Source organism: Dietzia sp. JS16-p6b, assembly GCF_003052165.1.
In the GTDB taxonomy this organism is placed as follows: Bacteria; Actinomycetota; Actinomycetes; order Mycobacteriales; family Mycobacteriaceae; genus Dietzia.
The window spans coordinates 41,939-64,266 of record NZ_CP024869.1 but is presented as its reverse complement, the minus strand read 5'-3'; the positions used below and the strand labels follow the sequence as shown (position 1 = coordinate 64,266).

Here is a 22,328-nt window from a genome sequence, read left to right as displayed (position 1 = left end):
GGGTGGGCGCGTGGCCGCGTGCCCGCCTGGCCGCCTGGCCGCGGGTCCGCGGCGCTCGCGGGTCAGTCCTCCGACTCCCACGGCGGCGGGATCACGGCGGCGACCGCCGCGGCGGCCAGGGCGACGCCGCACCCGAGCAGCAGGCCCACCCGGAAACCGGTCTCGGTGGGGACGAACAGCCCCCCGAAGTCCACGGACATCTGCGTGAGGATCACGCCGAGGACCGCCGCGGCGGTGGTGGTGCCGATCGAGCGCATGAGTGTGTTGACGCTGTTGGCCGACCCCATCTCGGAGTGCGGCACCGACGACATGATGAGGGCGGGCATGGCGCCGTAGGCCAGACCCACTCCGGAGCTGGTGATGACGGCCGCGATCATGACGCCCCACGTCGACCCCATGAGGAACTGGGCGGAGGCGTACCCGGCCGCGATGACCAGCGATCCCAGGATGAGCGTGGGCTTGGGCCCACGGGTGGTGATGAGCCGTCCGCTCACGGGCGAGACGGCCATCATGGCCAGCCCGCCGGGCGCGATCCACAGTCCCATCGCCACCATCGACTGGCCCAGACCGTGCCCGGTGGCCACGGGGAGCTGGAGGATCTGCGGGATCACGAGCAGCTGCGCGTAGAGCCCCATGCCCACGAGGATCGAGGCGATGTTGGTCAGCAGGACCGGCCGTCGGGCCGCTACCCGCAGGTCGATGAGCGGCGACGGGTGCCGCAGGACCCACCACCCCCACACGGGGAACGCGACGGCGGCCAGGACGAACAGTCCGAGGGTCAGGGGAGAGACCCAACCCCAGTCCGCGCCCTTGGACACCGCCAACAGGAGCGCGATCAGACCGACCGCCAGACCCAGGGCACCGACGGGATCCAGCGTGCCGTCGGGTTTGGCCGCCGGCACCGACCGGATGCGCAGCGCCATCATCGCGATGATCCCCACCCCGAGTACGGCCGTGCCCCAGAACATCCACTGCCATGAGCCGTACTGCGCGAGGGCGGCCGCCGCCGGGAGCCCGAGCGCGCCACCGACCCCCAACGAGGAGCTCATCAACGCGATAGCCGGACCGAGGCGCACGGCGGGCAGGACCTCACGCATCGTCGCGATCCCGATCGGGATCACCCCGATCCCCACGCCCTGGAGCGCCCGGCCGACGAGCATCGGCCACAGCGAGGTGGCCAGGGCGCACAAGACGGACCCGACGACCATCACCGCGGTGACACCGATGAGGACGTTCTTCTTGGGGTAGAGGTCGCCGAGGCGGCCCATCACCGGGCCGGCCACCGCTCCGGCCAGCAGGGTCACGGTGACGACCCACGCCGCGTTGGCCGCCGAGGTGCCGAGGATCGCCGGCAGCATCCCCAGCAGCGGGATCACCAGAGTCTGGGTGAGGGACATGACGATCCCGCCGAAGGCCAGAACGACGACCAACCCGTCCTGCTCCGCACGAACGGCGTCCCCGCCCCGAGTCCTGCCGCCCATCGCCGTGTCCTTCCAGAGACCTGTAGTCGGACACTACAGACAGGTGTCGACCGCGTCCGCTGCCGACCCCGCGCTCTTGTGGTCTGCATCACCCGGTGCCAGCATGGCCGGTGTGAACATCACCGGAAGGTCCCGGCGGTCCGCCCACCGACTCCCCGCCACCATCGTCGCGTCTCTCGCCGCCACGGCCCTCGCCTCGTCGGCCGTCCTCGCGGCCCCGGCCACGGCGCACGCCCAGGGTTCCGCCGAGGCGGTCGTCCAGGTCCTGCCCGCCCCGGACCGTCTGGTCACCTGGGGCGGATCTCCCACCGGCGCGTGCGCCGGCGCGGTGTCCACCTCACTCCGGGGTGACGGGTATCCCGGTACGGCCAGTGTGAGCTGGGCTTTCGCGGTCGCGGGCGTGGGTCCGTGCGCCCTGACCGCCACGCTGTCCTGGCGCAACCTGGACACCGGCGCGCGCGGGGAGAAGGTCGCGCAGATCCCCCACCCGCGGTTCTCCCTCGGTGTCCCGGACCCCGTCGCGCACCCCTACGACGCGATCATCTCCACCGGGTCGGGTCGGGTCGAGTACCGCCTCACCACCACCGGGGGGGCCGTGGCCGGGCCGATCGTCGTCGACACCGTCGCGTACCCGGGCTGAGAGAGGACCGGGAGCGGTCAGTTCAGGAGGCCCTCGGACGCGCGCCGCCAGTCCTCGACCGGCGGGACCAGGACGTTCTCACCGAGCACCTGTACGAGCACCGTGGACGCGCCCGCGTCCAGATGCTCCTGCACCCGGACCCGCGTGGCCTCGATCCCCCGGGTGACCAAGGCCGCCTGCAGGCGGTCGCTGCCGCCGCGGATGTAGTCGGACTCGTCGAAGCCCTGGCGGGTCCACGAGTTCCGGTAATTCGGCAGTCCCGTGTAGATGTTCAGGTGGTCCCGGGCCCGCGACCGCCACAGCTCGTCGTCGTCCTCTACACCTGCGGCGAGCACCGCAGCGTGTTCCACCACCAGCGCCGGCCCGTCATCCCCGGACCCGCCGAGGATGTCGCGCGCCCGCGCGGTGTGCTCGGGCAGGGTCAGATACGGGTGCGCTCCGGAGGTCCGGTCCCGGGACAACTCGAGCATCCTGGGCCCGAGCGCGGCCAGCACCACCGGCGGCATGGTGTCCTCGCCCGCGGCCATGGGCTGGGTCCGGTCGAGCGCGTCGAGGTACTCGCGCATCGCCGACAGCGGGCGACCGTAGTGGTGTCCGCGGTGCCGTTCCACCAGCGGGGCGTGGGAGACTCCGAGACCCAGCACGAACCGACCGGGGTGCAGGGCCTCGATGGTGCGCGCGGCCGCGCCGGCGGCCGAGGCGTCCCGTCCGTAGATGTTCGCGATTCCCGTGCCGATGGCCATGCGGCTGGTGGCCGACAGGTAGAGCTGCGCGGCGGTGAACGCCTCGCGCCCGACGGCCTCTCCGAACCACAGCGACCCCCATCCCTGGTCGTCGAGTTCGCCGAGCAGGTCGGGGATCCCCGCCGGCGGAACGCCCTCCAGCGAACCCGTCCACAGCCCGACCCTCCCCAGCCGGCCGCGGCCGGCCCGGTTGTGGTCAGCCCGGTCGGTCGCATCGTGGGGTGACTCACTCATGCACCCGAGTGTGCCAAACAGTGCGGGCTCCTGTGTGCCTCAGGTCCCGGGAGGCGTTTCACGCCGAAACCACGACCCGCCCGACGGGGGCGCGCCAGACTTCAGGCGGAACACGTTCCAGCAGAACCCTGGGACTCCGAGGAGATGAGGCGTCGATGTTCGAGTGGTCCGAGACCGACCTGATGATCCGAGAGGCCGTACGCGGCTTCATCGACAAGGAGATCCGTCCGAACCTGGACGCCCTGGAGAGCGGGGAGATGACGCCGTACCCGATCATCCGCACATTGTTCGCGGAGTTCGGCATCGACACGATGGCCGCAGACGCGGTCGAGAAGATGCTCGCCAGGCAGCAGGCACGGGAGTCGGGCGGGTCGAGCGGGTCGGGGGGCTCGAGCGGGTCGGAAGGCTCGGGCGGGGCGTTCGAGGGCCAGGACTCGCTGATGGCGGTGGTGATCAGCGAACTCGCGGGAGCGTGCATGGGCCTGGTCTCCGCGCTCGGGGTGAGCATCGGGTTGGGCGCCACGACCATCATGTCGCGCGGGACGTTGGCGCAGAAGAAGCGCTGGCTTCCGGGCATCGTCACCATGGAGAAGGTCGCGTCGTGGGCGATCACGGAGCCGGATTCGGGGTCGGACGCGTTCGGCGGGATGCGGACCTACGTGCGGAGGGACGGCGACGACTACATCCTCAACGGCCACAAGACGTTCATCACCAACGGCCCGCACGCCGACGTGATGATCGTCTACGCGAAGCTCGACGAGGGCACGGCAGCCGGTGTCGAGGACGGTGCCACCGCGACCGCCAAGCGGGACCGCCCGGTCCTGACCTTCGTCCTGGACACGGGGATGGACGGCCTGACCCAGAGCGCCCCCTTCAAGAAGATGGGCCTGCACAGCTCCCCCACCGGCGAGCTGTTCTTCGACGACGTCCGTCTCGGCCGCGACCGCCTCCTCGGGGAGGCCGAGGACCACCGGGGTGGCGACGGGCGCGAGTCCGCCAGGTCCAGCTTCACCGCGGAGCGCATCGGCGTGGCGACCATGTCGCTGGGCATCATCCAGGAGTGCCATCGACTCTGCGTGGACTACTCGCGGGAGCGGACACTGTGGGGCCAGGAGATCGGGCGCTTCCAGCTGATCCAGCTCAAGCTGGCCCGGATGGAGGTGGCGCGGATGAACGTGCAGAACATGGTGTTCAACTCCATCGAGCGCGCCCGGGCCGGAAAGCCCCTCACCCTGGCAGAGGCGTCAGCCATGAAGCTCTACGCCTCCGAGGTGGCGACCGAGGTCGCGATGGACGCGGTGCAGCTCTTCGGAGGCAACGGGTACATGGCCGAGTACCGGGTCGAACAACTCGCCAGGGATGCCAAGTCGCTGATGATCTACGCCGGTAGTAACGAGATCCAGGTGACGCACATCGCCAAGGGGCTGCTCTCGCGCTGAGCATCCGGATGACGTCCCCGTGGCCCGCCCGTACCGTGGACTCACGCCGGTAGCCGGAGGTGGTGTCGCATCGAGTCGGAGAATTCCGCCCACTGGCCCCGGTTGGTCGAGGGCGCGCGCAGGCGCGGGTCCGCATCCTGGGCGAGGGTCGTGCGCTACTCCCCCACCCTGCTTCTCGCGGCGACGGCCGCCGGCCTCGCGTTTCTCCTCGCCGAGCTGGTGTTCGGCCCCCAGAACGCGGTCTTCGCGCCGATCGCCGCGGTGGTCGCGACCGGGCTCTCTGCAGGGCAGCGGCGCGTCCGTGCTCTCGAGATCTCCACGGGCGTGCTCCTCGGGATCGTGGCCGCCGAACTCCTGGCGCGGTGGTTCGGTGTCGGTGCGTGGCAGCTCACGGTGGCGGTGCTCGCGGCCACCACCGCGGCGGTGGCGTTCCGGGCGAGTGGACTGCTGAGCAATCAGGCGGCGGTCGCGGCGGTCGTCGTCATGGTCCTCGTGCCCGTCCTGGAGACCGGCCCGTGGGTCAGGCTCGGGGACGCGGTGATCGGCGGCGCGGTGGCCGTGGTGCTGACCTCGGTGATCCCCCACCATCCCCGCCACAGGGTCACGGCGGTCGCCGCCCGGCACCTGGACCGCTTCGCCTCCGTGCTCATCGCGCTGCGGGACGACCTCGCCTCCGGGTCGCTGTCCGGGGCGGAGCGGCGGCTCGAGGAGATGGACACCCTCGCCGCCGCCCGCCAGGAACTCCTCGACGCCGCATCCGCCACGCGGGAACGACTCCCCGCGGGACCCGGCCGCGCCCGTGCCGAACGACGGCGTGCGCTGCGGGCCTCGGGGAGACTCGGCGACCGGGTGGTGCTGCTGGTCACCTCCGGGCGGGCGCTGTGTCGCGCGGGAGCGAACCTGGTCCGCCACGGCGACCCCGTCGACCCGGCCGTCGTGGACGCGCTCGACCACCTGGTGTCCGCCGTGGAGGAACTGCGCCGATGGACGACCGGCTCCGGAGACGCCGAGCTGGTCCGCCGCCTGGCACTGGGCTCGGCGGTATCGGCCTCCGCCACCTATGCCGCACCGAGCTCACCGGCGGTCAGCGTGGCGGTGGGGCAGATCCGGTCGGCCGTGATCGATCTCCTCCGGATCACCGGGATGTCTCAGCCCGAGGCCGTGGCGGCGTTGGAGGCGGCCGCCGGCCGGGCCACCCGGCCACCCAAGGGCCCGGGTGTCACCGACCATGCCGACGCGCGGGCCGGTGGCGGATACGAGAGCGTTACGTACGTTGGAAGTATGAGCCCTACAAGCGATATCACACGACGTGCCGAGGAGATGACGAACGAGAGCGGCGGGTTCCCGGCCCAGGAACAGCGGCCCCCCGGGCTCAGCTCCGAGATGACCCCGGTCCCCGACCACGGGGAACACACCTATCGCGGATCGGACAAACTCCGGGGCATGAAGGCCCTGATCACCGGCGGTGACTCCGGGATCGGGCGAGCCGCGGCCATCGCCTACGCCCGCGAGGGCGCCGACGTGGCGATCTCTTACCTCCCGGAGGAGGAATCCGACGCCCAGGACACCCGCGGCTGGATCGAGGACGCGGGGCGACGGGCGGTCCTCCTGCCCTGCGACCTGCGCGACGAGACCCAGTGTCGGCAGATGGTCCGGGACGCGGCGCAGCAGCTCGGCGGACTGGACATCCTCGTCAACAACGCCGGCTATCAGCACGCGCGCGGCGAGGGTCTGGAGACCATGGACAGCGAGAACATGGACCGGGTCTTCAAGACCAATCTCTACGCGACGATCTGGGCGAGCCAGGAGGCGTTGGACCACCTCGGGCCCGGGTCGTCGATCATCACCACCACGTCGATCCAGGCTTACCAGCCGGCACCGCCGCTCCTCGACTACGCGGCCACCAAGTCGGCGCTGAACAACCTCACCGTCAACCTCGCCTCCGAACTCGGGTCCCGGGGCATCCGGGTCAACGCGGTCGCCCCCGGTCCCATCTGGACTCCGCTGCAACCGGCCACCCAACCCGGCGAGAAGCTGGAGCAGTTCGGGTCGGACACCCCGCTCGGTCGCGCGGGACAGCCCGCGGAGTGCGCGGGCGCGTTCGTCTTCCTCGCCTCGCCCTCTGACGCCGGCTACGTCTCGGGCACCGTGCTCGGCGTGACCGGCGGCAAGCCCGTCTTCTAGAGATGGCGGGCTCGACGCGCAGTACGCCCCTGGAGGACTACGCGCTGCTGTCCGACCTGCGCACCGGAGCGCTCGTGTCGCGGGACGGGAGCATCGACTGGCTCTGTCTGCCCAGATTCGACTCCCCCGCCGTGTTCTCGGCCCTGCTCGGTGGCCCGGAGGACGGCCGGTGGTGTCTGTCGGTGGTCGACGGTGAGGTGCTCGACCGCCGGTACATCCCGGAGACCTTCGTGCTCGAGACGACCTGGCGGTCCCCGTCCGGCACCGCCCGGGTGACCGACTGTCTCCTGCGGAGCGAGTCGCAGGGGGACCTGATCCGCCGGGTCGAATGCCTCGACGGCGAGGTGACCGTCGAGCACGACCTGCGCCTGCGGTTCGACTACGCACGGGCCACGCCGTGGACACGGGAGATCGCCAGAGACGGGGGGCACCGAGCGCTGCTGGCGCTGGCGGGGCCCGACGGCATCCTGGTGACCGGGCCGATGCTGCGGTGGCCCGACGAGGACGACGACGAGTCGACGCCCAACGACGACACTCACGCCCGCACCGACGTGCGCGACGACGAACGGTCACAGGAGGGCGGGCGCGCCCGCCGGCTCGAGGGGGCGTTCGACGTCCGCGCCGGAGAGCGGTTGGACTGGGACCTGACCTGGTTCCCCTCCCACGACGACGTGCCCGACCCGCCCGACGCCGAGGAGACCATCGCGGCGACCATCAGCGCCTGGACCGAATGGTCGTCGCAGCTGGAGGTCGACTGCGATCCCCGGCCCGAGGTGACCCGGTCGCTCCTGGTCCTGCGAGCGCTCACCAATCTGGACACGGGGGCCATCGTGGCCGCGCCGACCACCTCGCTACCCGAGTACTTCGGCGGGGAGAGGAACTGGGACTACCGCTACACCTGGCTCCGCGACGCGGCCTTCACCATCGAGGTCGTGGTGGCACACGGACTCACCGAGGGCGCCGAGCTGTGGCGGGACTGGCTCCTGCGTGCGGTCGCCGGTGACGTCGACGACGTCAAGATCATGTACGGCGTGGGCGGGGAGCGGCAGCTGATCGAGACGGAGCTCGACCACCTCGACGGCTACGAGGACTCCCGGCCGGTGCGCATCGGCAACGGAGCCGCAGACCAGTACCAGGCCGACGTCGTGGGGGAGGTCATGATCGCCCTGCACGACCTGCGCGAGGCCGGCGTCCACGAGGACGAGTACACCTGGGGACTGCAGAAGGGGCTCCTGCGCTACGCGGAGAGACACTTCGACCGGGAGGACCACGGCATCTGGGAGATGCGCGGGTCGACCCACCACTTCACCCACGGTCGGGCCATGATGTGGGCCGCCTTCGACCGTGGCGTCCGCGCGGTGGAGGACCACGGGCTCGACGGGCCCGTCGAGCGGTGGCGTGACCTGCGGTCCCGGCTGGCCGAGGAGATCGACGAGCACGGATACGACTCCGAGCTGGGCAGCTTCACCCAGACCTACGACAACTCCGAGGTGGACGCCTCCCTGCTCCAGTTGCCCCACACCGGATTCCTGGACTACGACGACCCCCGGATGCTCGGGACGGTGGGGCGCATCGAACGGGACCTCGTCACCGAGGAGGGCTTCGTCCACCGGTATCGGGTCGACAGCGGGATCGACGGCCTGGAGGGCGGCGAGTACCCGTTCGTCCTGTGCACCTTCTGGCTGGTCGAGCAGTACGCCGGGAGCGGCCGCATCGACGATGCGCAGAGCCTCATGGAGACCATGGTGTCCCGGGGCAGCGACCTGGGGCTGTTCTCCGAGGAGTTCGACCCCGGATCCGGCCGCCTGGCGGGGAACTTCCCCCAGGCGTTCAGCCACATCGGGTTGATCCGGGCGGCAGACGCGCTGCAGGCGGCCCGGAAGGCACGAGAGGAAGGCGAACGATGACCACGTACGGGTTCCACGCCTCGCACGAACAGATCCCCCCGGGCAGGTTGTTGCGGGACGTCCAGCAGGCAGAACGGGCGGGCTTCCGGATCGCGATGTGCTCCGACCACTTCTCCCCCTGGTCGACGCGCCAGGGCCATTCGGGCTTCGCCTGGTCGTGGTTGGGGGCGGCACTGGCCACCACCGACATGACGTTCGGCACCGTCTGCGCGCCCGGTCAGCGCTACCACCCCGCCGTGGTCGCACAGTCGTCGGCGACGCTGGCGGAGATGTTCCCCGATCGCTTCTGGGTGGCCCTCGGCAGCGGCCAGAACATGAACGAGCACATCACCGGCGACAAGTGGCCCGACAAGGCCACCCGGCAGGCCCGCCTGGAGGAGAGCGTCGACGTCATCCGCCGCCTGCACCGCGGCGAGGAGGTCACCCACCACGGTCTCGTCGACGTCGAGAACGCGCGGGTGTACTCGCTGCCGGAGACGCCGCCCCGGATCATGGGACCGGCGCTCACCCCGGAGACCGCCGCGCGGGCGGCGAACTGGGCCGATGGACTCATCACGATCAACGACGACCCGGAGTCGGTCCGGCAGATCGTCCAGTCTTACCGGACGGCCGGGGGCCGGGGTCCTCTCGCGCTCCAGGTCCACGTGGCCATCGAGGACACCATGAGCCGCGCCCGGGAGGTCGCCCGCGACCAGTGGCAGAACCACGCCGTGGACCCCCCGGTCGCCCACGACCTGCCCACCCCCGAGGAGTTCGACCTGGTCGCCCGGTACATCCCCGACGAGAAGATCGAGGAGACCGTGATCGTCACCGACTCGGTCGATCACCTCGTCGCCCGGCTCCGGGAGTTCGAGGACCTGGGATTCGACGAGATCTACCTGCACCACGTCTCCCAGGACCAGCTCGGGTTCCTGGAGTTGGCGGAGCAGGAGCTGCTCCCGGCGCTCGCTCGCGGTTGACCTGAGGACCAGACGACGTAACGTCGCCGTCATGGCCACTGAGATGTTGCACACGTACATGCAGGACCACCACGCCGGGGCCGCCGCCGGGGTGGATCTGTTCCGGCGGGTGGCGAAGGACCACGAGGACCCGGAGATCCGCGAGGTCGTCGCCCGCATCGGTGACGAGACGGAGGAGGATCTCCACAGCCTCGAAGAGCTCATGACCCTGGCCGGAACGGCGCCGTCGGCACTCAAGGACCTCCCTGCGCGCGCCGCGGAGAAGCTCGGTCAACTCAAGCCCAACCAGCGGTTCGCCCAGAGGTCGCCGCTCAGCGATCTCCTCGAGCTGGAGGCGCTCACGATCGCGGTCCGGGGCAAGGAGTTGGGGTTCCGGGCCCTGCTGGACATCGGCGACCCGCGACTGCCCCAGCCCACCCTGGAGGCGCTGGTGGAGCGCGCGGTCGAGCACGGCGCGCAGCTGGAGAAGCTCCGGCTGAAGTGCACGGGAGCGCTTCGCGAGAGCTGAGCTGGGCTGGGCTGGTCGGAAACCCGGGCGTACCGTCTCGGGAATGAGGTTCTCGCAGGTCGACGTCTTCTCCCCCGTCCCGTTCCGGGGTAACCCCCTGGCCGTGGTCCACGACGCGGACGCACTGTCCGACACGCAGATGGCGACCATCGCCAGGTGGACCAACCTCTCCGAGACCGCCTTCCTTCTCGCACCCACCTCGGCCGGGGCCGACTACCGGGTGCGGATCTTCACCCCCACCGCCGAGCTGCCGTTCGCCGGCCACCCCACGCTGGGGGCCTGCGCGGCGTGGCGCGCGGCGGGCGGACGGCCCCGCACGCCGGGGAGGATCGTCCAGGAATGCGGGATCGGACCGGTCACCGTCCGCGACGAGGGCGCCGGCGACTGGTCGTTCGCCGCACCGGAGTTGATCAGGTCGGGCCCCCTCGCCGACGCGGAGGTGGAGCGGCTGGCGTCGGGGCTGGGACTGCGCCGCGACGACGTGGTGGACCACTCGTGGGTGGACAACGGCCCCGGCTCCTGCGCGCTGCTCCTGCGCGACGCCGAGACCGTTCTCGCCGCCAGGCCCGACATGAGGGCTCTGGCCGGGGACCGTGTCGGGGTCGTCGGCCCACACCCGACAGCCAGAGGGAACCGACCCGAGGTCGAGGTGCGCTTCTTCCCCGTCTCGGCCGGCATCCCGGAAGACCCCGTGACGGGGAGTTTCCAGGCGGGGTTGGCCGTGTGGCTCACCGGCAACGGCACGCTGCCCGCGCGCTACACCGCCAGACAGGGCACCGCGCTCGGCCGCGAGGGACGCGTGGCGATATCGGCCGGGTCGGACGACGCCCCTGGCACCGGCATCTGGGTGACCGGTCATGTGGCGCACCTCGTCACCGGGGAGATCCGGGCGGGATGACCGGCGCTGGGCGGCCGCGGGGAGGCGAGTGGCGACGCCGGCGGGCTCGGTTCAGCGCATCTCGCCCGCGCCCACGTACGGGTTCAGGCTGATCGTGGGCCTGCCCTCGGCGAACCGTGAGAGGCGGCAGTCCGTCGGGTCGACACCCGACATCGTCGTCGTCCCGTCGAGCAGCAACTCCGCGACCAGTCGACCGACCGCGGGCGACATCTTGAACCCGTGCCCCGAGAAGCCGACCGCCAGGAACAACCCGTCGAGGGGTGACGGGCCGATCACCGGGTTGTAGTCGGGTGTGGTGTCGTACGCACCCACGTAACTGCCGGTGATCGCCGGATCCGGCATATCGGGAAGGCGGTGCATGAGCCGCTCCACGACCTTCTCGATCGTCGAGTCGTCGGCCCGGTTGGAGTAGGAGTCCGGATCGATGTACTGCGGTGAGTGGTGGTCGGAGTTCCCGGCGAGGATCTCCCCGTTGGGCTCGCGGCACAGGTACTGCAGTCCCACCAGGTCCGACAGCGTGGGCACGTGCTGAAGCGGTTCGCCCTGATCCACCAGCACCAGTTGCGCGCGCTGGGCCCGGACGGGCAGGTCCAGACCGACGGTGGCGCCGAGCTGCGGCGCCCACACCCCGGTCGCGAGGATCACCTGCTCGGCGTGCACCGTGGTGCCGTCCGCGAACTCGGCTCCCACCACCCGGTCGCCCCGCCCCCGCAGCAGCGACGTGACCCGGGTGCTCTGGCGAACCCGGACCCCGTGTCGGCGGGCGGCGGCGGCGAACGCCATCCCCGTCATGTACGCCTCCCCGCGACCGCCGCGTGGCTCCCATGCCGCCGCGGCCACGTCGTCGACGTTCAGGCCGGGCCACAGCTCCGCCATCCGGTCCGGCGCGATGAGTTCGGTCTCGATGCCCAGGCTCTGCTGCATGGCCACGTTCGCGCGCAGCGGGATCACGTTCTCCTCGCCGACGATCACCGCGTATCCGCACTGGCGGAACGCCATGTCGTCGCCCAGCAACTCGGACGCGTTCTCGAACACCGGGATGCTGTGCCAACTCAGGGCCGCCATGGTGGGCGAACCGTAGTGGCAGCGGACGATGCCGCTGGACTTGCCGGTCATGCCGGAACACAGGGTGTCCTTCTCGACGACGAGGACGTCGGTCTCGCCGCGCTCGGCCAGGTTCCAGGCGATCGACAACCCTTCGAGTCCCCCGCCGATCACGAGGAACTTCACTGTCTCGGCCCGCTGAGCCGTCTCGGCCCGCTGAGCCGTCTCGGCCGGGTGCGCTGTGTCGGTCATGGGGATCACTCTCTCGTGGTGTGTGGGTCAGGCGGCGTCGGGAGCCGGGAGGTCATCGCAGGTGAGCAGGTCGGAAAGAACGTCGGCCAACGCCTCGGCGCCCCGTTCGGCGTCGGTGTCCTCCACGTGCTCCTCCGGGGAGTGCGACACCCCGGAGGGGTTGCGGACGAACAGCATCGCGGTGGGGACGTGCGCGGCCAGGACACCGGCGTCGTGGCCCGCCCCCGTGGCCAGGACGGGGACCCCGGGCAGGTCGTCGAGCAGCCGGTCACGGAACACCGGGTCGAAGGTCACCGAGCCGCTGAGCGACTCCTGCACGATCGAGCTCCCGCAGCCCTCGCGCGCGGCCGCCACCGATGCCGCCTCCGCGATCTCGTGGACCATCCGAGCGGTGACGGCGTCGTCGGGGTGGCGCACGTCCAGCCACAGATCGACCCGGGAGGCGATGACGTTGGTGCCGCCGGGGGTGGGCACGATCCGTCCCACGGTCGCCCGGGCGCCCCGGTGGGCGCGGGCGATGCGCCGGACGTCGAGGACGGTGCGGGAGGCCGGGATCATCGGGTCGCGGCGGTCCGCCAGCAGGGTGGTCCCGGCGTGGTTGCCCTGGCCGGTGAAGCTGATCCGCCAGCGCCCGTGGCCGATGATGGACGAGGCCACCGCGACCGGATTGTCCAGGTCGATCAGACCCCGGCCCTGTTCCACGTGGAGCTCCACGAATCGACCGATCCGTCCCAACGCGTCCTCGTCGCGGCCCAGGCGCGCCGGATCCAGCCCGTTGGCAGCGCACAGCTCGGCGTAGGTGGTGCCGTCGTCGTCGGTCAGGCGCGCCGCGGTGGCCGCGTCCATGGAGCCGGTGAGCAGCAGCGATCCCAGGCACGCGCGGCCGAACCGTGACCCCTCCTCCTCGGGGAAGACCGTCAGGGCCAGGGCCCGCCGGGGCCGCACCCCGCGGGCCCGGAGATGATCCACCGCCACGAGCGCCGAGGCGACGCCGAGTGGGCCGTCGAAGGCTCCTCCCCCGGGCACGGAGTCCAGGTGGCTGCCGGTGACGACCGCCCCCTCCAGCGGATGGCCGGCCGGATTCCACCAGGCCCAGATGATCCCGTTGCGGTCGGTCTCGGTGTCCAGACCCCGCGCGGCCGCCTCGGCCAGGAACCACTCGCGCAGGTCCAGCTCCGCGCGGGAGTAGACGGGGCGGCTGTACCCGCCCCGCGTCGGGTCGGTCCCGACGTCCGCGATCGCGGACATCAGCGAGGTGACGGTGGTGGCGACCGGGATGGTCATGACGGGCTCCTCGGGGGTCCGGAACGTCCGGACGGTGCGGAAGGTCGACGGTGCGGAAGGTACGGGTGTGTCACGCCCCCTCGGAGGGGACGGTGCGGCGTGGGCGAAGCGGAGTGGGTCGGACTGCGTTGAGCTGGGCGGGCCGGGCAGTTCAGCCGTCGACGCCGTCGGGGTAGGCGGTCACCGAGAGGAAGCGTATGGGCAGTTCCAGCATCGCCACCGGCCCGTGAACGCCCTCCCCGTCGATGAGCAGGGAGTCCCCCGGGCGGAGTCGGTACTCGGACTCGGCGTGGTGGTAGATCATGTCGCCGGAGAGCATGTACAGCAGCTCGGTGCCGGGATGCTGGAAGCGGGGATGGGTCTCCGACTCGGCGGTCAACGTCACCAGGACGGGTTCGATCCGCTTGTTGGGTCCCCGCAGCGCGCCGAGCAGTTCGTAGTCGTGGCCCACCGACGTGCCGCGGCCGACGATCGTCGCCCCCTGCCCGTCCGGGGTGAACACCGCGTCGCGTCGGGTGTCCGCGCCGCGCAGCAGCGAGGTCACCGGCACGTCGAGCCCGGTGGCGAGCTTCGCGAGCATGTTCAGCGAGCACGACGTCTGCGCGTTCTCGATCTTGGACAGCATCGCCTTGGAGATGCCGATCCGCTGGGCCATCTCCGCGACCCCCAGGTTCTCGGCCAGACGCAGCCTGCGGACGTGGAAGCCGATGATCCGCTCGAGATCGTTGCCGGTGGGCACGTCCACGGGGAGCTCACGCGGCGCCGCCTGGTGGACGACCCTCCGCTCGTCATCCCGGCCGGCTGCCATGTCCTCGACGGTAGTCATCGTCGCCGCCCCGCGGAAGTCACCACCCGTGACCGGCGCGGGTCCGGCCCCGGTCCGATCGTCCGGTACGACGGTCATCTACAACTCCCGCCCCGCGCGGCCGGGGATCCAGTCGGTGCCCGCCAACGGCACGCGCGCCATCGCGGCGGCCTCCATCGTCAGCGCCACCAGGTCGTCCGGCTCCAGGTGGGTCAGGTGGGACTTACCGCAGGCCCGCGCGATGGTCTGAGCCTCCATCGTGAGCACGTGCAGGTAGTTGGCCAGGCGCCGACCGGCTGCTTCCGGATCCAGTCGTCGCGCCAGGTCCGGGTCCTGGGTGGAGATCCCGGCCGGGTCGCGCCCGTCCTGGAAGTCGTCGTAGAACCCCGCCGCCGAGCCGAGGGCGCGGTACTCCTTCTCGTAGCGGGGGTCGTTGTCCCCCAGCGCGATCAGCGCGGCCGTCCCGATCGCGACGGCGTCGGCGCCCAGGGCCATGGCCTTGGCCACGTCCGCCCCCGAGCGGATCCCGCCGGAGACGATCAGCTGCACCTTCCGGTGCAGGTCCATCTCCTGCAGGGCCTGCACCGCCTGCGGGATCGCCGCGAGGGTGGGGATGCCCACGTGCTCGATGAACACGTCCTGCGTGGCGGCGGTGCCGCCCTGCATCCCGTCCACGACCACCACGTCCGCGCCGGCCTTCACCGCCAGCTTGACGTCGTAGTAGGTGCGGGTCGCGCCGACCTTGACGTACACCGGCTTCTCCCACCCGGTGATCTCCCGCAACTCGAGGATCTTGATGGCGAGGTCGTCGGGGCCTGTCCAGTCCGGGTGCCGGCAGGCCGAACGCTGGTCGATCCCCCGGGGCAGGGTCCGCATCTGTGCCACCCGGTCGGAGATCTTCTGTCCCAGGAGCATGCCTCCCCCACCGGGCTTGGCGCCCTGCCCCAGGACCACCTCGATGGCATCGGCCTTGCGGAGGTCGACGGGGTTCATCCCGTAGCGCGAGGGCAGGTACTGGTAGACGAGCTTCGAACTCTGGCCGCGCTCCTCCGCCGTCATCCCACCATCACCCGTGGTGGTGGAGGTGCCCGCGGCACTGGCCCCGCGCCCGAGGGCCTCCTTGGCCTGCGCCGACAGGGCACCGAAGCTCATCCCCGCGATGGTCACGGGGATGTCCAGCCGGAGGGGCTTCGTGGCGTGTCGGGTGCCCAGGGTGATGTCGGTGCCGCAGCGTTCGCGGTATCCCTCGAGCGGGTAGCGCGACATGGAGGCGCCCAGGAAGAGCAGGTCGTCGAAGTGCGGCACCTTCCGCTTGGCACCCCAGCCGCGGATGTCGTAGATCCCGGTCGCGGCCGCGCGCTGGATCTCGTGGATCACCGAACGCGGGAAGGTGGCGGATTCGCGCAGGGCCGGGTCGGCGGGGGCGGTCTGCATCTGCGGTGGGGTGGCCTGGTCGGATCGGGTGGGTCCGTCGAAGGGCATGTCGGGCTCCTGTCGGGGGTGCGGCGGGCGGTCAGTAGGCGGAGGCGTTGTCCACGTCGAAGGTGTAGAGGGTGCGGGCGGAGCCGTAGCGCCGGAACTCCCCGGTCGAGACCCCGGTGACGGCAGCACGGTCGAGCAGCTCCCGGAGCTCGGTGTGGTGTTCGGGCCGCATCTCCTTCTCGACGCAGTCGGCGCCGAGGGACTCGACGCGACCCCGGACGTAGATGTGGACCTCGTAGAGCGAGTCACCGAGGGCGTCGCCGGCATCGCCCAGGACGACCAGACGCCCGGCCTGGCCCATGAAGCAGCTCATGTGACCGATCGAGCCGCCGACGACGATGTCCACGCCCTTCATCGAGATGCCACACCGGGCGCCGGCGTCTCCCTCGATCACCAGCAGCCCGCCGTGGGCCGTCGCCCCGGCCGACTGCGAGGCCGACCCGGTGACCCGCACCGTCCCGGACATCATGTTCTCGGCCACCCCGACCCCCACGTTCCCGTTGACCGTGACGTGGGCACCGTCGTTCATCCCGGCGGTGTAGTACCCGGTGGGCCCGTCGATCACGACCTCGTCCGGTTCCGTCAGGCCCACGGCGAGCGCGTGCGCCCCCCGGGGAGCGGTGAGGAGGTATCTGCCGGTGCCGTCGGACTCCCGGAGGATCCGATTGGTCTCGCGCAGCCCGGCCTCCCGGACGTCGATCACGTGCGGGGCGGCGGTCGGCGCGTCGCCGACGGGTCCGAGGTCCCTCGGCGCGAAGGCCTGTTCCGGCGTCACGGTCATCGTTCTTCCTTCCTGGTGGGCACTCCACCGCGGTGCTGCGGTGGAGCTGCGCGGTAGATGGGCTGCGCGGTGGGTGGGCTGCGTGAGGGCGGGGTCAGCGCCGCCAGTGGTACACGCGACCCGGCTCCGGCTCGAAGAGACGTGCGTCGTCGATGCCCGGGAGGTGCGCCATCGCCCGGTACTCCGAGGCCATGGCGACGTAGCGGTCGGTCTCGGCGATCACCGCCGGCTTGCAGGCGATCGGGTCCCGCACGACCGCGAACTCCTCGGCGGTCGACACCAGCAGCGTGTAGAACCCGTCGAGGACGCCGGCCATCTCGGCGAGTGCCTGGTCGATCCCCGCGCCGAGCGCGATCTGGGCGGCCACGAACCGCGCGGCGACCTCGGTGTCGTTGAGGGTGTCGCAGTGGATGTCGCGTCGGGCGAGTTCGCGCCGGACCGAGGCGTGGTTGGAGAAGGACCCGTTGTGGACGATGCACTGGTCCGGGCCCACCGAGAAGGGATGTGAGCCGGCGGGGGTGACCGCCGATTCGGTGGCCATGCGGGTGTGCCCCACGCCCTGCCATCCCGAGGCCCCCGGTAGGCCGAAGCCCGAGGCCAGGTCCAGTGGCAGGCCGACGCCCTTGAGGACGGCGAGCTCGGAGCCCAGGCCCACCAGGACGGCCTCCGGGAGGGCGGTACGGACGGCGGAGGCGAGGGTCTGAGGGTCGGTTCCGGCGGTCAGGAGGACGGTGGCACCCAGCTCGCGGCCCGACACCTCGCGCCCCAGGTGGTCACCGACACGGGTGGCCAGCGTCCGGGCGTCGAGGCCGTCGGTGAGGTCGGCGAGCACGGTGACGGTGGCCGATCCGGCCGGGGTCCAGTCGGGGTTGCCGTAGACGGCGACGCCGGCCGAGTCCGAACCGCGGTCGGTCATCTCGCCGAGCATGGTGGTGAGCAGGTCGCCGAGCCGGGGTTCGAGATCCGGGTCGCGCAGGTGGAGTCCGACGATGCCGCACATGGGGGTTCTCCTGGTGTTGTCGGGTCTGGGGGTGGTGTCTGTCGGGTCGAGCGATACAGCCGCGCGGCGGGGGGCCGCGGCGTGTCACAACGCGGTCAGGTACTCGTCGATCTCCCACTGGGTGACCGTGTTGTGCCAGGAGATGAACTCCTCGCGTTTGAGATCCGCGTAGTAGTCGGCGACCCCGTCTCCACCGATGTCCAGTGCGGCGCGGACGACCTCGTCTCTCCCCAGCTCCTCCACGGCGTGGAGCAGGGTCGGGGGAAGGGTGTGGGTGGCCTCGCCGACCGTGGCCGGGACGCCGGGGTCGAGATCCCTCCGGATCCCGTCGAGACCGGCGGCCAGCTGCACCGCGACGGCCAGATAGGGGTTGGCGGAGCCGTCGCCGCCGCGGAGTTCCACGCGGTTGCCGTCGGGCACGCGGAGGTAGTGGGTGCGGTCGTTGCCGCCGTAGGTCGCGTCCGTGGGCGACCACGTGGCCCCCGACGCCGTCGTCCGTGCGCCGATACGTTTGTAGGAGTTGATGGTGGGGCACAGGATCGCGTGCATACCGGCGGCGTGGGTGAGCACGCCGGCGATGAACGAGTACGCCACGGGTGAGAGCCCGAGCCCGTAGGAGTCCTCGCCGACCGCGGGGAACACCGGGTGCCCGTCGCGCCACAGGGACATGTGAAGGTGCATTCCCGATCCGGTCCGGTCCGAGAACGGCTTGGGCATGAAGGTCGCGATCATGTCCCGCTGTTCGGCCAGCATGGAGATGATGTAGCGCAGCGTCATGACCCGGTCGGCGGTGACCATCGCCTCGTCGTAGGCGAAGTTCTGCTCGAACTGTCCGTTGCCGTCCTCGTGGTCGTTGGCGTAGTTGGCCCAGCCGAGGACGTTCATCGCGTCCGAGACACCCGCGAGGTGCTCGAACATGCGGGTCACGCCCCGGGCGTCGTAACACGGGTGGGACTCGTCGTCTCTGGGGTCGGCGGTGCGCAGCGACCCGTCATCGCTCCTGCGGACCAGAAAGTACTCGACCTCGGCCCCCACCTTGAGGTCGAGTCCGTCGGTCGCCGCGTCGGCGAGCATCCGCCCCAGGATGACGCGCGGTGCGAAGCGCCACGGCTCCCCGCTCACCCAGGGATCGCAGTGCACCAGCGCCAGCCCGGGTTTGATGAAGCCAAGGGGGGTGAACGAGCGGGGGTCGGGGACGACGAGGAGGTCGGGATCCCTGGGCTGTTGGCCGATCGCGTCGGCCGCGTATCCGGCGAACCCGAGCTCCCCGGCCTCGAGCTGGTCGACAGCGGAGGCCGGGACGAGCTTCGCGCACGGCTTGCCCCTGAGGTTGGTGAACACGGCCAGCACGAACCTCGTCCCGGTGTCCGCGACCATCCGGGCGAGAGCGCCGGGGGCGCTCAGGCGGTCACGGTCGGAGTCGAGCGCCGGGAACGACGACTGCCTGCGCGCGCCGTTCGCGCGGTCGGCGACCCCGGCGGAGGGGTCTGCGGTGACTGTCATGACGTCTCCTGATCCACTGTTTCTGCTTGGTGGTCAGAATATACTGCGGCTAAACGAGGGGTTGGTTACCTCGGTGTTACGGGTTTCCGGCCGTCGGGGACGCTTCTGAGCTGGCTCAATCACGAAGACTCGGGCACGAGGCCAGGTGCGTCCGCCGCGCGGTAACCGAATGGAAACTGGCGCGGTACCTGGCAGAAAGCAACAAAGGTTCACACTGTGAAACGCATGGTCCCCACGTCGCCCCGCCCGGGAGTGGCCTCAGAGGAAAGAGAAAGAGATGGACGTAGCCATAGCGGCGGCAGACACCGCCTGGGTGCTCGCGGCCATGGTCGCGGTGGCCTTCATGGTCCCCGGCCTGGCCCTGTTCTACGGCGGCATGGTCAGCATCCGCAGCACGCTCAACATGATGATGATGACGATCGGCGCGGTCGCCGTGATGGCCGTGCTGTGGGTCCTGATCGGGTACTCGCTGACATTCGGCGACTCGGTCGGGGGCGCAGGCCTGCTCGGCGACCCCCTCGAGTACCTGGGACTCCGGGGCATCATGGCCGAACCCGCGGCCCCGGGCCTACCACCCGCACTGTTCGCCGGGTTCCTGATGCTGTTCGCGGGGATCACCGTCGCCCTCGTGGCCGGCGGTGTGGCGGACAGGATGCGCTTCTCCACCTGGCTCGTCTTCGCCATCGTGTGGCCGGTGCTGGTGTTCTTCCCCGTGGCCCACTGGGTGTTCGCGTTCGATTCCGACGACGGTTCGGTCACGGGTGGGTGGATCGCCAACAACCTGGGGGCCATCGACCTCGCGGGCGGCACCGCGATCCACATCAACGCGGGAGTCGCGACCCTCGCCCTGGTGCTCGTGCTCGGCCGACGAGCCGGCTTCCCCACGATCAGCAGGCCACACAGCATCCCCCTGACGTTCCTCGGCGCCGGAATGCTCTTCGCCGGGTGGATCGGTTTCAACGCCGGCTCCGCCGTGGCCGCGGGGAACACGGCCGCGGTGGCCGCGCTCAACACCGTGGTCGCGGGGCTGTGCGGCGCATTGGCCTGGATGATCACCGAGCAGGTCCGCGCCAAGCACCCCACCACCCTCGGTGTGGCGTCCGGGCTCGTCGCCGGACTGGTGGGCATCACCCCGGCCGCCGCGGCGGTCAGCCCACTCGGCGCCATCGCGATCGGCCTGATCTGCGGCGTGGTCTGCCACTACGCGGTGGGCCTGAAGTACCGCCTGGGGTACGACGACTCCCTCGACGTGGCCGGACTCCACATGGTCGCGGGCATCATCGGCACCCTGCTCATCGGTGTGATCGCCGATCCCGCCTCCCCGGCCGGTGAGGCGGGCCTGCTCTTCGGTGGCGGGTTCGGACAGCTCGGCGCCCAGACCCTGGCCACGGCGGCCGTCCTCGCCTACTCCTTCACCATCACCCTGCTCATCGCCTTCGTCCTGGACAAGACGATGGGCCTGCGGGTCACCGAGGAGGACGAACGGGAGGGCCTGGACAAGGCCTACCACCGCGAGATGGCGTACTTCCAGGACGTACTCGAGCGCGACGGGCTCGACGGCGGCGCACTCGAGCGCGACGGGCTCGGGACCGACGCCGCGGCGGTCGGCGAGGCCGGGGAGACGAAGGCGGCCACGGCGTCGCCGCCCGCGTCCTCGACCTAGTCCTTCCGTACGACCCGGTCACCCCGTACGACGACGAGGAGGCGGTCCCGCGTGGGGCCGCCTCCTCGTCGTCGTCCGAGAGCCTGCGAACAGCCCTAACCGCCCGCGCCGACGGGCTGCTCCTTGAGCGCGCCCAGGATGTCGTCGACACGGTCCTTGGCGTCGCCGAACAACATCTGGGTGTTGTCGCGGAAGAACAGGGGGTTCTGTACACCGGCGTACCCGGCGGCCATGGATCGCTTGAAGACGATCACGTCCGTCGCCTCCCACACGTGGAGCACGGGCATACCCGCGATCGGGCTGCCGGGGTCCTCGGCGGCGTCCGGGTTGACGGTGTCGTTGGCACCGATCACCAGGACCACGTCGGTGCCGGTGAAGTCGTCGTTGATCTCGTCGAGCTCGAACACGATGTCGTACGGCACCTTCGCCTCGGCGAGCAGCACGTTCATGTGACCGGGCAGGCGGCCCGCGACCGGGTGCACGGCGAAGCGCACATCCACGCCCCGCTCGCGCAGAGTGCGGGTGAGGTCCGCGACGGGGTACTGCGCCTGCGCGACGGCCATGCCGTACCCCGGGGCGATGATCACCGACGAGGCGCCCGCCAACAACTCGGCCGCGCCGGCCACGTCGATCTCCCTGTGCTCCCCGTGGTCCCTGCCCTCGCCCGCGGCGGCCTCGATGCCGAAGCCACCGAGGATGACCGAGATGAACGACCGGTTCATCGCCTTGCACATGATGTAGGACAGGTACGCACCCGAGGAACCGACCAGTGCACCGACCACGATGAGCAGGTCGTTGCCGAGCAGGAATCCCGTCGCGGCCGCTGCCCACCCGGAGTACGAGTTGAGCATCGAGACCACGACCGGCATGTCGCCACCGCCGATGCTCGCCACGAGGTGCCAGCCCAGGGCCAGCGCAAGGGCCGTGACCAGCGCGAGCATCCACAGCGCCGGCGTGATGACGAACGCGACGGTGAGGGCGACGAACGCCACCAGGATCCCGGCGTTGATGAGGTTCTTGCCCGGCAGCACCAGCGGCGCGGACTTCATCTTCGCCGACAGTTTGAGGTAGGCCACGATCGATCCGGTGAAGGTGATGGCGCCGATGAACACGCCGATGAACACCTCGGCGTGGTGGATGTCCAGCAGCGCGCCGGAGAGGTCACCGTGGAGCTCGGGTTCGAGGTACCCGTTCCACCCCACGAGCACCGCGGCCAGGCCCACGAAGGAGTGCAGCAGGGCGATCAACTCGGGCATCTCGGTCATCTGCACGCGCCGGGCACGCAGCAGCCCCAGCGTCGCGCCGATGAGCACCGCGACCACCATGAGGACGATCCCGGTGGTGGCGGGATGGTGGTCGATCACCAGCGCGACGGTGGCCACGAGCGCCAGCGCCATGCCGGCGATGCCGAAGCTCAGGCCCCGGCGGGCGGTCTCGTGCTTGGACAGGCCGGCCAGGGACATGATGAACAGCAGCGCGGCGACGAGGTAGGCCGCGTTGGCGGCGGTCACGAGTGACATC

General features: G+C 70.8%; 18 protein-coding genes. 8 read left to right on the top strand and 10 right to left on the bottom strand.

Annotated elements, in window-relative coordinates:
- Positions 1-62: 62 nt before the first annotated feature.
- A complete protein-coding gene (locus CT688_RS00280; protein ID WP_107755273.1) occupies positions 63-1,481 on the bottom strand; it encodes an MFS transporter in 1,419 nt (472 codons plus the stop codon).
- A gap of 103 nt (positions 1,482-1,584) precedes the next feature.
- On the opposite strand from CT688_RS00280, the gene CT688_RS00275 reads away from it, so the two are divergent.
- Positions 1,585-2,121, top strand: coding sequence for a hypothetical protein (locus CT688_RS00275; protein WP_194305543.1), 537 nt, complete (start codon positions 1,585-1,587; stop codon positions 2,119-2,121).
- A 17-nt stretch (positions 2,122-2,138) separates the two neighbouring features.
- Here CT688_RS00275 and CT688_RS00270 read toward each other — a convergent pair whose 3' ends face one another.
- Entirely contained in the window at positions 2,139-3,098 is a 960-nt protein-coding gene (locus CT688_RS00270; RefSeq protein WP_107755271.1) for a TIGR03620 family F420-dependent LLM class oxidoreductase, read from the bottom strand.
- 155 nt (positions 3,099-3,253) lie between these two features.
- Here CT688_RS00270 and CT688_RS00265 point away from each other — a divergent pair, with 155 nt between their 5' ends.
- The 6 genes from CT688_RS00265 to CT688_RS00240 all read left to right on the top strand — a co-directional run bounded on the left by CT688_RS00265 (position 3,254) and on the right by CT688_RS00240 (position 10,993).
- A complete protein-coding gene (locus CT688_RS00265) occupies positions 3,254-4,537 on the top strand; it encodes an acyl-CoA dehydrogenase family protein (RefSeq protein ID WP_107755270.1) in 1,284 nt (427 codons plus the stop codon).
- Positions 4,538-4,687: 150 nt separating this feature from the next.
- Entirely contained in the window at positions 4,688-6,721 is a 2,034-nt protein-coding gene (locus CT688_RS17975) for an SDR family oxidoreductase (protein ID WP_156607041.1), read from the top strand.
- A 2-nt stretch (positions 6,722-6,723) separates the two neighbouring features.
- Entirely contained in the window at positions 6,724-8,628 is a 1,905-nt protein-coding gene (locus CT688_RS00255; protein ID WP_107755268.1) for a glycoside hydrolase family 15 protein, read from the top strand.
- The gene (locus CT688_RS00250; RefSeq protein ID WP_107755267.1) at positions 8,625-9,587 is read left to right on the top strand and encodes a TIGR03885 family FMN-dependent LLM class oxidoreductase; all 963 of its coding nucleotides are present in this window, start codon (positions 8,625-8,627) and stop codon (positions 9,585-9,587) included. Before CT688_RS00255 ends, CT688_RS00250 begins: the two co-directional genes overlap by 4 nt.
- Before the next feature lie 31 nt (positions 9,588-9,618).
- Positions 9,619-10,095 (top strand): hypothetical protein, encoded by a 477-nt coding sequence (locus CT688_RS00245; protein WP_107755266.1) that lies wholly within the window; start codon positions 9,619-9,621, stop codon positions 10,093-10,095.
- Positions 10,096-10,138: 43 nt separating this feature from the next.
- Positions 10,139-10,993, top strand: coding sequence for a PhzF family phenazine biosynthesis protein (locus CT688_RS00240; RefSeq protein ID WP_107755265.1), 855 nt, complete (start codon positions 10,139-10,141; stop codon positions 10,991-10,993).
- 51 nt (positions 10,994-11,044) lie between these two features.
- Here the strand turns inward: CT688_RS00240 and CT688_RS00235 are convergent, their stop codons facing one another.
- The 7 genes from CT688_RS00235 to glnT form a co-directional block, all read right to left on the bottom strand.
- Positions 11,045-12,289, bottom strand: a complete 1,245-nt coding sequence (locus CT688_RS00235; RefSeq protein ID WP_107755264.1) for an FAD-binding oxidoreductase — start codon at positions 12,287-12,289, stop codon at positions 11,045-11,047.
- A gap of 27 nt (positions 12,290-12,316) precedes the next feature.
- Positions 12,317-13,573, bottom strand: coding sequence for an allantoate amidohydrolase (locus CT688_RS00230; protein ID WP_107755263.1), 1,257 nt, complete (start codon positions 13,571-13,573; stop codon positions 12,317-12,319).
- A gap of 151 nt (positions 13,574-13,724) precedes the next feature.
- Positions 13,725-14,381, bottom strand: coding sequence for an XRE family transcriptional regulator (locus CT688_RS00225; protein ID WP_031264431.1), 657 nt, complete (start codon positions 14,379-14,381; stop codon positions 13,725-13,727).
- Positions 14,382-14,477: 96 nt separating this feature from the next.
- Positions 14,478-15,812: an FMN-binding glutamate synthase family protein gene (locus tag CT688_RS00220; protein ID WP_107757894.1), complete on the bottom strand. Its 1,335-nt coding sequence runs from the start codon at positions 15,810-15,812 to the stop codon at positions 14,478-14,480.
- Positions 15,813-15,891: 79 nt separating this feature from the next.
- Positions 15,892-16,641, bottom strand: a complete 750-nt coding sequence (locus tag CT688_RS00215; protein ID WP_194305646.1) for a protein glxC — start codon at positions 16,639-16,641, stop codon at positions 15,892-15,894.
- Positions 16,642-16,735: 94 nt separating this feature from the next.
- On the bottom strand, positions 16,736-17,641 hold the full coding sequence (locus CT688_RS00210) for a glutamine amidotransferase (protein ID WP_107755262.1): 906 nt from the start codon (positions 17,639-17,641) through the stop codon (positions 16,736-16,738).
- 84 nt (positions 17,642-17,725) lie between these two features.
- Positions 17,726-19,018, bottom strand: a complete 1,293-nt coding sequence (gene glnT / locus CT688_RS00205; RefSeq protein WP_228549341.1) for a type III glutamate--ammonia ligase — start codon at positions 19,016-19,018, stop codon at positions 17,726-17,728.
- Positions 19,019-19,421: 403 nt separating this feature from the next.
- On the opposite strand from glnT, the gene CT688_RS00200 reads away from it, so the two are divergent.
- Positions 19,422-20,807 (top strand): ammonium transporter, encoded by a 1,386-nt coding sequence (locus CT688_RS00200; RefSeq protein ID WP_107755260.1) that lies wholly within the window; start codon positions 19,422-19,424, stop codon positions 20,805-20,807.
- A gap of 95 nt (positions 20,808-20,902) precedes the next feature.
- Here the strand turns inward: CT688_RS00200 and pntB are convergent, their stop codons facing one another.
- Complete coding sequence (gene pntB / locus CT688_RS00195) at positions 20,903-22,327, bottom strand: Re/Si-specific NAD(P)(+) transhydrogenase subunit beta (protein ID WP_107755259.1); 1,425 nt, start codon at positions 22,325-22,327, stop codon at positions 20,903-20,905.
- Position 22,328: the final 1 nt, after the last annotated feature.